The 10,388-nt window shown below is 73.2% G+C and carries 9 protein-coding genes and 3 tRNA genes; 4 read left to right on the top strand and 8 right to left on the bottom strand.

The annotated features are described in order from the left end of the window. The first annotated feature begins 76 nt into the window (after positions 1-76). Positions 77-496, top strand: coding sequence for a TOBE domain-containing protein (locus tag E4099_RS22425; protein WP_135340908.1), 420 nt, complete (start codon positions 77-79; stop codon positions 494-496). Between the two features lie 149 nt (positions 497-645). Here E4099_RS22425 and E4099_RS22420 read toward each other — a convergent pair whose 3' ends face one another. The 5 genes from E4099_RS22420 to E4099_RS22400 form a co-directional block, all read right to left on the bottom strand. Beyond that, complete coding sequence (locus E4099_RS22420; protein ID WP_135340909.1) at positions 646-1,830, bottom strand: RNA polymerase sigma factor; 1,185 nt, start codon at positions 1,828-1,830, stop codon at positions 646-648. A gap of 8 nt (positions 1,831-1,838) precedes the next feature. Beyond that, positions 1,839-2,246 (bottom strand): YciI family protein, encoded by a 408-nt coding sequence (locus E4099_RS22415; RefSeq protein ID WP_135340907.1) that lies wholly within the window; start codon positions 2,244-2,246, stop codon positions 1,839-1,841. Positions 2,247-2,673: 427 nt separating this feature from the next. Then, a tRNA-Ile gene (locus E4099_RS22410) sits at positions 2,674-2,747 on the bottom strand. 177 nt (positions 2,748-2,924) lie between these two features. Next, positions 2,925-2,997: transfer RNA gene (locus tag E4099_RS22405), tRNA-Asn, on the bottom strand. Positions 2,998-3,002: 5 nt separating this feature from the next. Further along, positions 3,003-3,075 (bottom strand) — tRNA-Asn (locus E4099_RS22400). 234 nt (positions 3,076-3,309) lie between these two features. Here E4099_RS22400 and E4099_RS22395 point away from each other — a divergent pair. Both E4099_RS22395 and E4099_RS22390 read left to right on the top strand, forming a co-directional pair. Further along, positions 3,310-3,597 (top strand): YtxH domain-containing protein, encoded by a 288-nt coding sequence (locus E4099_RS22395; RefSeq protein ID WP_135340906.1) that lies wholly within the window; start codon positions 3,310-3,312, stop codon positions 3,595-3,597. Positions 3,598-3,833: 236 nt separating this feature from the next. Next, a complete protein-coding gene (locus E4099_RS22390; protein ID WP_135340905.1) occupies positions 3,834-5,273 on the top strand; it encodes an FGGY family carbohydrate kinase in 1,440 nt (479 codons plus the stop codon). A gap of 107 nt (positions 5,274-5,380) precedes the next feature. Here E4099_RS22390 and E4099_RS22385 read toward each other — a convergent pair whose 3' ends face one another. From E4099_RS22385 to E4099_RS22375, 3 genes are all read right to left on the bottom strand, one after another. Continuing rightward, the gene (locus E4099_RS22385) at positions 5,381-6,493 is read right to left on the bottom strand and encodes an RNA polymerase sigma factor (RefSeq protein ID WP_135340904.1); all 1,113 of its coding nucleotides are present in this window, start codon (positions 6,491-6,493) and stop codon (positions 5,381-5,383) included. Positions 6,494-6,921: 428 nt separating this feature from the next. Continuing rightward, positions 6,922-8,838 carry a DNA primase gene (gene dnaG / locus E4099_RS22380; RefSeq protein ID WP_135340903.1) on the bottom strand — a complete coding sequence of 639 codons (1,917 nt, stop codon included), beginning with the start codon at positions 8,836-8,838 and terminating at the stop codon, positions 6,922-6,924. 82 nt (positions 8,839-8,920) lie between these two features. Then, complete coding sequence (locus E4099_RS22375) at positions 8,921-10,186, bottom strand: NAD(P)/FAD-dependent oxidoreductase (protein ID WP_135340902.1); 1,266 nt, start codon at positions 10,184-10,186, stop codon at positions 8,921-8,923. Between E4099_RS22375 and E4099_RS33710 the strand changes: the two genes are divergently transcribed. Then, positions 10,174-10,388, top strand: a 215-nt coding sequence (locus tag E4099_RS33710) for a hypothetical protein (RefSeq protein ID WP_209446693.1), incomplete at its 3' end; no start/stop codon positions are given. The genes E4099_RS22375 and E4099_RS33710 overlap by 13 nt on opposite strands.

The following is a 10,388-nucleotide window of genomic DNA, read 5'->3' as shown; positions in this document are numbered from 1 at the left end:
CCCCCACACCCCGAATCCGCTCATCCCCGAATCGTCGGACCCCCGAATCCCGATCACGCACAGGGCGAGGCAGGCCATGAACCTGAGCATCCGCAACCAGCTCCCCGGCGCCGTGCTGGAGATCACCCACGGCGAGGCGATGTCGACCGTGCGGGTCACCCTGCGGGGCGGTCAGGAGATCACCGCGGCGGTGACCCGGGCCGCCGTCGAGGACCTCGGGCTCGCCCCGGGCCAGTCGGTGACCGCCCTGGTGAAGTCCACCGAGGTCGCACTGGCCACCGGCCCGCTCTCCGGGGTGAGCATCCGCAACCAGTTGCCCGGCACGGTCTCCGCGATCACCTCCGGTGCGGCCATGGCCACCGTCGAGGTGGCGATCACGGGCGGCGAGCTGACCGCCGCCATCACCCAGGCCGCCGTCGCGGACCTCGGCCTGGCACCCGGCTCCCCCGTGGTGGCACTGGTGAAGTCCACCGAGGTGTCCCTCCTGGCCGGCTGAGCCCGCACGCTCATGCCGGACGCCGGTCCGACCGGTGGAACGGGCCCCCACCGCGGAGTCGGTGGTGAGTGGTCGCGGTGCCGGGGATGAGTGGTCGCGGTGCCGGGGGATCCCGGCGACATGCCCGCTGGAGATCCGGGCGCGGCCCGTCAGCGTCGCCGGCGGGCGTTGAGCCGGGCGGCCTGGCGGGTCAGGTGGTCGCGCTCGGCGAGGTTGGGCGCCCGGTGGGCCGCCTCGGCGTACAGTCGGGCCGCCGTCGCCAGGTCGCCGTCCCGCTCGTGGAGGTACGCCGCCACCGCGGCGTGGCGGGGCAGTGCGGCGTCCAGCGCCGCGAGCTCGGCCAGGCCGGCGCGCGGTCCGTCGGCCTCGCCGACGGCGACCGCGCGGTTGAGCCGGACGACCGGGCTGTCGGTCAGGCGCGCGAGTTCGTCGTACCACTCGACGATCTGCACCCAGTCGGTCTCCTCGGCGGTGGGCGCGTCGGCGTGGAGTGCCGCGATGGCGGCCTGGGCCTGGAACTCGCCCAGCCGGTCGCGGGCGAGGGCCGCCTGGAGGATCCCGATGCCCTCGGCGATCAGCGCGGTGTCCCACCGGCCGCGGTCCTGCTCGGCGAGCGGCACCAGACTGCCGTCGGGCGCGGTCCGGGCGGCGCGCCGGGCATGGTGGAGCAGCATGAGCGCGAGCAGCCCCGACACCTCGGGGTGGTCGACGGCGGCCGCGAGCTGCCGGGTGAGCCGGATGGCCTCGGCGGCGAGGTCGACATCGCCGGAGTAGCCCTCGTTGAAGACCAGGTAGAGGACGCGCAGCACGGTGGCGACATCGCCGGGCCGGTCGAGTCGCACCTCGGAGACGGTGCGCTTGGCCCGGCTGATGCGTTGCGCCATGGTCGCCTCGGGCACCAGGTAGGCCTCGGCGATCTGGCGGGTGGTCAGCCCGCCGACCGCACGCAGGGTGAGCGCGACCGCGGAGGCCGGGGTCAGCGACGGGTGGGCGCACAGGAAGTAGAGCTGGAGCGTGTCGTCCGCCGCGGACGCGGGGCCGGGCGCGGGTTCCTCCTCGACGCGCTCCTCACGTCGGCGGCGGGCGGCGTCCGCCCGGGCCTGGTCGAGGAACTTGCGCCAGGCCACGGTGGTCAGCCAGCCCTTCGCATCCCGAATGGGGTCTCCCCTGCTCGAGCGCAGCCGAGAGCCTGGGGGAGGGTCGGCCGGCCAGACGCGGACCGCCTCGACCAGCGCCTCCTGCACGGCGTCCTCGGCCGCCGCGAAGTCGGCTCCGCGGCGGACGAGGACGGCGAGCACACCCGGTATGAGGCTGCGGAGCAGGGCCTCGTCCATCCGTGAGATCACTCCGTGATGGTGAGCGGCGCGCACAGGAACGGGCGAAGTTCCAGCCACTCGTGGATCGGCCTGCCGCCCGCCCCGGGGGCCGCCGACAGCTCCCCGGCCAGCTCGACGGCGCGCTCGTAGCTGTCGACGTCGATCACCATCCAGCCCGCGATGAGGTCCTTGGTCTCGGCGAACGGGCCGTCGGTGACCGGCGGCCGCCCCTCGCCGTCGTAGCGGACCCACGCCCCCTCGGGGGCCAGTGCCTGACCGTCGACGAACTCGCCGGTCTTCTCCAGCCGGGCCGCGAAGTCGTTCATGTACTGCATGTGGGCCGAGATCTCCTCCGGCGTCCACTGGTCCATCGGCACGTCGTTGACCGAGGCCGGAGCGCCACGGTAGTGCTTGAGCAGCAGGTACTTGGCCATCGTTTCTCTCCTCGCTGATGCGACCCATTCTGGTCGCGTTCACTGCGGGGACGGAGCCGATCACGGGTTCTCGACATCGCCGTCGAAATTTCTTCGGACTCCCGTCCACGGGCCAGGGTGAGCCATCTGGCGGCGCCCGGGACCGCAGCGACGCGCGGGGCGGGAACGAAGCTCCGGAACCGAACACCCGCCCGTGCCGAGCGTGTCGTGTCCTTCGCACGCCTCGGCGAGGCCCGGCGGATCGCCGTGCGTCAGGACGGGCGACCATCACCTATCAGACGTAGACCGCGTACCACCCTCGCCGCGTCAACTCCGCGCCCCGCGAACCTTGGCCCGAACGACTGAACGGGGGCCGCCACTGTGGAGTGGCGGCCCCCGTTCTTGCGTCTCCGCAGGTAGAAACGGTTCTCATGGGAGAACCCTGCGGTGGGGCGGGTGGGACTCGAACCCACGACCGACGGATTATGAGTCCGCTGCTCTAACCGGCTGAGCTACCGCCCCGTACGGCGCGTCGCGTACAACTGTGCGCGCCGTCTGCCGCAGCATAGCCGGTCATACGATCTGCTGCCCCGGGGGGCGGCAGTGATCCGGCATGCTCACTTCCAGGGACAGCGATCTTCGGCGTTCGGTTCCCGACACACGAAAAAAGGACCCCATCGGGGTCCTTCCTTCTCTCTGCTCCCCCGACTGGACTCGAACCAGTAACCCTCCGGTTAACAGCCGAATGCTCTGCCAATTGAGCTACAGGGGACCGAGCTCCCCCGACTGGACTCGAACCAGTAACCTGCCGGTTAACAGCCGGCTGCTCTGCCAATTGAGCTACAGGGGATTGCTCCGTGTGCCTCGAATGCATCCCTGCCCGGTTACCCGGACGGCGTGCGCTCGCTGCGAGACATACATTAGCGCAAGCAGGGGGGTGCTCCGCCAATCGGTATGCCCGCGGTGGCCTGCGTGGCCGTCCACGGGGTGGACACCAGGCCCGCCGGGCGGGCGGCTGCACGGTCCCGGGTAAAGGTGTCGTGGCCGAAAAGGGGCCACGCGGAACAACGGGAAGGGCGGAGCGATGCGCTACCGGCTGACGTTCATCACGGGAGTGGCCGTCGGGTACGTACTCGGCACACGGGCCGGACGTGAGCGGTACGAGCAGTTGCGCAAGGCCACGCAGCGGTTCTCCCAGAACCCCGCCGTACGCAACACCGCGGAGTCGGCCGCCCTGAGCGGGCGCAGGGCGGCGGCCAGGACGTTCGACGTGGTGCGGGACCGGCTGCCGGGCACCGTCTCGGACCGGGTGCGCGCCCGCCGGGACCAGCTCGCGGCGGACGAGGACGAGTGGGGCACCACCAACACCTGACGGGAGTGTCGCCGCCCGCCCGGATCCGGGCGGGCGGCCTGTCCGCTCCCGGCATCCCCGCGGGTCCCGGGATCGATCGGACATCCCCGGGGGCCGGGGTCGGACAGCCCGGGAGGGCGCCGGGACATGACATCCGACGGAGGCCGGGGCCGGACATCCCCCGGGGCCGGGAACTGACGTCCCCAGGGCCGGGATAGGGCATCCCCAGGGGTCCGGATAGGGCATCATCATGGGCTATGGGGATAGTCGCCGGATTGGACAGTTCGTCCGAGAGCACGCGCATCGTCGTATGCGACACGGACACGGGCTCGGTACTCAAGCAGGGGTACGCCCCCCACCCGGCGCGCGGCAGCGATATCGACCCGCAGGCGTGGCTGCTGTCGCTCGGCGAGGCGGCCGAGGGCGGGCTGCTGGAGGGCGTGGAGGCCATCGGCGTCTCCGCCCAGCAGCAGGGTCTGCTCGCGCTGGACGCGGGCGGGGTGCTGGTACGTCCCGCGATGGTCGGCAACGACCGGCGCGCGCAGGCCGCCGCGGCCGATCTGATCGACGCGCTCGGCGGGCGCAGCGCCTGGGCGCAGGCCGTCGGCGCGGTCCCGCACGCTGGGCTCGCGGTGGCCAAGCTGCGCTGGCTGGCCCGTACCGAGCCGGAGGCGGCGCACCGGGTCGCCGAGCTGATGCAGCCGCACGACTGGCTGGTGTGGCAGTTGCTGGGCCGGCCGGCCCGGCGCACCACCGACCGGGGCGCGGCCTCCGGCACCGGCTACTGGTCTGCGGCGTCCGGCGGCTACCGGCCGGACTTGGTCGAGTTGGCGCTGGGCCACCAGGTGCGGCTGCCCGAGGTCATCGGCCCCGCCGACCCGGCCGGGCACACCCCGGAGGGCCTGCTCATCTCGGCCGGCACCGGGGAGACCATGGCGGCGGCCTTCGGTCTCGGGGTGGGTGTCGGTGACGCGGTGGTCTCGCTCGGCGCCTCCGGTTCGGTGTTCTCGGTGCACCACTCGGCGCTGGTCGACCCCAGCGGCACCATCACCTCGTACGCGGACGCCACCGGGATGCATCTGCCGGTGGTGCACGTCCTGAACGCGGTGCGGGTGCTGCGCGGCACGGCCGAGATGCTGGGCTGCGACCTGGAGGAGCTGTCCGCGCTGGCGCTGAAGTCCACGCCGGGCGCCTCCGGGCTGGTGTTCCTGCCGTACCTGGAGGGCGAGCGGACGCCCCACCTGCCGCACACCGCGGGAACCCTCACCGGGCTGCGGCGGGAGAGCATGAAGCCGGAGCATCTGGCGCGGGCGGCGTTCGAGGGGATGCTGTGCGGGCTGGCGGACGCCTTGGACGTCCTGCGCGGGCGCGGGGTGGAGGTGCTTCGGATCTTCCTGCTGGGCGGTGCCGCCGACCTGCCCGCGGTACGGGCCGTCGCTCCGGCGCTGCTGGGGGCGCAGGTGGTCGTGCCGCAGCCGGCGGACTACGCGGCACTGGGCGCCGCCCGGCAGGCCGCGTGGTCGCTGGGGGTGGCGCGGGGCACGCTCTCCCTGCGGCAGCCGCCGGCCTGGCCCGCCGCGGCCAGCCAGGTCTTCGAACCGGGCGAGGACCTCGCCATCGGGCAGGCGGTCCGGCAGCAGTACGTCGCGGTGCGCGAGCAGACCCACCCCGGCGCCTTCGACTCGTCGCTGGGCTGACCAGCCCAGCTCGGCTCGGCTCGGTTCGGTTCGGTTCGGCTGGGCTCGGTTCGGCTCGGGGAGGCCGGCGGTGCGGGGCGGGTCCGGCCCGCCCGCGCCGGGGGCGCTCAGTCCAGGTAGCCGCGGAGCTGCTCGGCGAAGGTGTGGTCGCGCAGCTTGCCGAGGGTCTTGGACTCGATCTGGCGGATGCGCTCCCGGGTGACGCCGAAGATCCGGCCGATCTCCTCCAGGGTGCGCGGGCGTCCGTCGACCAGTCCGTAGCGCAGCTGCACGACCTTGCGCTCCCGCTCCCCGAGGGTGGAGAGCACCGCCTCCAGATGCTGCCTGAGCAGCAGGAACGCGGCGGACTCCACCGGTGAGGCGGCGTCCCCGTCCTCGATGAGGTCGCCCAGCGCCACATCCTCCTCCTCGCCGACCGGCGCGTGCAGCGACACCGGCTCCTGGGCCAGGCGCAGCACCTCGGTCACCCGCTCCGGGGTGAGGCCGAGGTGGTCCGCGACCTCTTCCGAGGTGGGTTCGCTGCCGTGCTCCTGGAGCATCCGGCGCTGCACCCGGATCACCCGGTTGATCAGCTCCACCACGTGCACCGGGACCCGGATCGTACGGGCCTGGTCGGCCAGCGCCCGCGACATGGCCTGCCGGATCCACCAGGTCGCGTACGTGGAGAACTTGTACCCGCGGGCGTAGTCGAACTTCTCCACTGCGCGGATCAGCCCAAGATTGCCCTCCTGCACCAGGTCGAGCATGGTCAGCCCGCGGCCCACGTACCGCTTGGCCACCGAGACCACCAGCCGCAGGTTGGCCTCGATCAGCCGCCGCTTGGCCATCCGGCCGAGCACCACCAGGCGGTCGAGGTCGAGGGCGAGTCGGGTGTCCAGGTCCCGCGCCCGGGCGAGCTTCTCCTCCGCGAACAGCCCGGCCTCCACCCGGCGCGCCAGCTCCACCTCGTCCGCGGCCGAGAGCAGCGGGATACGGCCGATCTCGCGCAGGTACTGGCGGAACAGGTCGGAGGACGGCCCCCCGGTGTCCAGGCGCACGACGGGCTCGGGCGGTTCGATGTCCAGCGGCTCGGCCGCCACGCCCTCCGGCGGCCCCTGCGCCGCCTCGCCCACCAGGCGCACCGACGCCCACGGTGGCACCCCTGGGGCCTCCTCGCCGCCGCCGAGGGCATCGGTGGCCTCGGCGGCGTCCGGGGCTTCGGTGAGGGTCTGCGTCTGCACGGGGCGACCTCCAGGGTGATCGCTGCTGAGGCGGCAAGACGATCCGGAACGGCTGCGACGGCCAAACCGCCGTCCGTCCCGTACACGGTGTGCGGATCCGCGGGGATTCCGGCCCGGCCCGGCCAACACCACCGTGCTCCGAGGACTCAGGCACGCCCCAGTGTGGGGTACGACACAGCCCGCCCACGAGGGGCGTGCGAGCACTTTTTGTTATAGGAGGGTGATGGGGCGGTTACGCGGGGGCGCGAGGTGACCGCGGTGCGCGGTCCGGCATGACCCGTTCGGGGGTCGACCCGAGCGGCACACCGCCGGGTGCGGGTGGCCGCGGGCGCGCGGTGCGGGGTCTCCGGGATGGGCGCGGGCTATACGGGCCTGCCCGGGGTGGGTCGGGCCGCCCGCCCGGCGGCGAACGGCTCCCCCCGGGGGCGTCAGAGCGCCGCCGCGCCCCGTTCGCGCAGGGCCTGGCCGTACTGCTGGAGTACCCACAGTTCGTTCTGTACGGCGGCGAGCTGCTGGGGGTCCGCGTGCTGGCCCAGGCGCTGGAGGGTGCCGCGGACCTCGGTGACGCGCTGGTTCACCGCCGCCAGCCGCACCGCGACCAGCTGGACTCCCGCGTAGGCCTCATCGGGGTCGCGGCGGGTGTGCAGCGGCTCCACGGCCAGCTCGGTGACCATGGCGCGGACGGTGTCGTCGGGGGCGGTCTCGCGGACCCGGGCCAGGTAGTCGGCGTCGGCCGCCGTGGTGCCGCCCGCCTCCTCGATGGCGCGGCGCACCGCGGCGTACGGCGGGCCGGTGAACTCGTCCTCGCCGTAGGCGTCGAAGGCCGGGGAGACCAGCTCGGGGCGTTGCAGGGCGAGCTTGAGCAGCTCGCGCTCCACCCGGTGGGCGGGGCTGCGCAGATTGAGTGCGGGGCCGCGCCGGGTGGGTGGCCCGGCGGGCTGCGGGGCCGCCGCGGCGGGGGGACGCTGGGGGCCGCCGCGGGCCTGCCGTCCGCCGCCGCCGGACGCGCCGCGTTCGCGGGCCCAGCGGGCCAGCTGGCTGACCCGGTGCACCACGAACTGGGTGTCCAGGATGCCGAGCATGCCGGCCAGGGTGACCGCGTACTCGTGCTGGATGGAGCTGTTCTTGATGTTGGCGACGATGGGCGCGGCCTCGTCCAGCGCGGCGGCACGGCCCTCGGCGGTGTCCAGGTTGTGCCGGTCGACCACGTGCCGGATGGCGAAGGCGAAGAGCGGGGTGCGGCCCTCGACCAGGGCCTGTACGGCCGCGTCCCCCTCGGCCAGCCGCAGCTCGCAGGGGTCCATTCCGCCGGGGGTGATCGCGATGGAGGTCTCGGCGGCGAACTTCTGGTCGTCCTCGAAGGCGCGCAGCGCGGCCTTCTGCCCGGCGGCGTCCCCGTCGAAGGTGAAGACCACCTCGGCGCCCGAATTGTCCATCAGCAGCCGTCGGAGGATCTTGATGTGGTCGCCGCCGAAGGCGGTACCGCAGGTGGCGATGGCGGTGGTGACCCCGGCCAGGTGGCAGGCCATGACGTCGGTGTAGCCCTCGACCACCACGGCCCGGCTGCTCTTGGCGATGTCCTTCTTGGCCAGGTCGATGCCGTACAGGACGTGGGACTTCTTGTAGATCGGCGTCTCGGGGGTGTTGAGGTACTTGGGCCCGTTGTCGTCCTCGCGCAGCTTGCGGGCGCCGAAGCCGACGACCTCGCCGGTGATGTCGCGGATGGGCCACATCAGGCGGCCCCGGAAGCGGTCGATCGGGTTGCGGCGGCTCTCCTGGGCGAGGCCGGAGACGATCAGTTCCTTGTCGGTGAAGCCGCGGCCGCGCAGATAGCGGACCAGGTGGTCCCAGCCGGCCGGGCTGTAGCCGACGCCGAAGTGCTGGGCGGCGGCCTGGTCGAAGCCGCGCTCGGCCAGGAAGCGGCGGCCGATCTCCGCCTCGGGGCTGTCCAGCTGCTCGACGTAGAACTGGGCGGCGGCCTTGTGGGCCTCCACGAACCGGGTGCGCTCGCCCTGCTGGCGGCCCGGGGTGGCGCTGCCCTGCTCGTAGCGGAGGGTGATGCCGGCCTGGGCGGCGAGCCGCTCGATGGTCTCGGTGAAGGACAGGTGGTCGATCTTCATCACGAAGTCGACGGTGTCCCCGCCCTCCTGGCAGCCGAAGCAGTAGAAGAGCCCCTTGCTGGGGCTGACCTGGAAGGACGGGGACTTCTCGTCGTGGAAGGGGCACAGGCCCTTCAGATTGCCGCCGCCGGCATTGCGGAGCTGGAGGTAGTCGGACACGACCGCGTCGATCGGAACCGCGTCCCGGACCGCCCGCACGTCGTCATCGTTGATCCTGCCTGCCACGCGTGAATTCTACGGCCGGCCGCCCGGCCGCCCGCCCGGCCGGGCGGGTAGGTGGGTGGGAGAGGGTCCGCCGCCGCGCCCCTTACTCCGGGAGCAGGGACTCCAGCGGTACGGAGGGGTTGGCGAGGGCCTCCGGGTCGAGGGGGGCGCCGGAGCGGATCAGCTTCTGGATGGGCTCGGTGACGTCCCACACGTTCACGTTCATCCCGGCCAGCAGCCGGCCCTCGCTCAGCCAGAACGCGATGAACTCCCGGCGGCCCAGATCGCCCCGGCAGACCACCTGGTCGTAGGCGCCGGGCGGGGCGTAACCGGAGTACTCCATGCCCAGGTCGTACTGGTCGGAGAAGAAGTACGGCACCCGGTCGTAGGAGACGGGCTGGTCCAGCATGGCGCGGGCGGCGGCCGGGCCGGAGTTGAGGGCGTTGGCCCAGTGCTCGACCCGCAGCCGGGTGTCCAGCAGCGGATTGGCCGCGGCGGCCACATCGCCGGCGGCGAAGACGTCCGGGTCCGAGGTGCGCAGCGAGGCGTCCACGGCGATCCCGCCGCCGTGCGCGCGGTCCACCGTCTCCAGTCCGGCGGCCTCCGCGAGGGCGGTCCTGGGGGCGGCGCCGATCGCGGCGAGCACATCGTGCGCCGGGTGCTCCTCGCCGTCGTCGGTGCGGGCGGCCAGCACCATGCCGTCCTGGCCGACGATCTCGGTGAGCCGGGCGCCGAAGTGGAAGCGGACCCCGTGGTCCCGGTGGAGATCGGCGAAGACGGAGCCGAGCTCCGGGCCGAGGACACCGTGCAGGGGCGTGGGTGACGGTTCGATGATGGTCACCTCGGCTCCGTAGCCGCGGGCGGCGGCGGCCACCTCCAGGCCGATCCAGCCGCCTCCGGCGATCACCAGCTGTCCGTTGTCGCGCCCGAGGGAGGTGAGGACACCGCGCAGTCGTTCGGCGTGGGCCAGGCGGCGCAGGTGGTGCACGCCGACGAGATCGGTGCCGGGGATGTCCAGGCGGCGCGGCTCGGCGCCGGTGGCCAGCAGCAGCCGGTCGTAGTGGATCCGGGACCCGTCGCCCAGGGTGACGGTGCGGGCGGCCCGGTCGAGCTGGACGGCGGGCTGGCCGAGCCGCAGCTCGATCTCGGCCTGGGCGTACCAGGCGGGCTCATGGACGAAGACACTGTCCCGGTCGGCCTTGCCGAGCAGGAAGCCCTTGGACAGGGGTGGCCGCTCATAGGGGTGGTCGCGCTCGTCGCCGATCAGGATCACCCGGCCGGTGAATCCCTCCGCGCGGAGGGTCTCCGCGGCCTTCGCCCCCGCCAGGCCGCCCCCGACGATGACGAATGTCTGGTGTGTGTCGACCACTTGCTGCCTCCTCGCCGCTGAGCGGCACCTCGGGTTCGGTGTTCGGCTGTCTGCTGGTGATCTGCTCCAGGGTGAGCGTCCCGCACCGGGCGGTTCGCGGGAAGAGGCAGTACGCCGGACGGGGGGCGCTGGCCGCGGGAGCGCTGGCCGCGGGGGCGCTGGCCGCGGGGGCGCTGGCCGCGGACGGTGCGGGGGGCTGCGG

It is taken from the genome of Streptomyces palmae, assembly GCF_004684805.1.
Classification (GTDB): Bacteria; Actinomycetota; Actinomycetes; order Streptomycetales; family Streptomycetaceae; genus Streptomyces; species Streptomyces palmae.
Note: the sequence above shows the minus strand (reverse complement) of the source record. Positions and strands in the feature narration are given on the sequence as shown.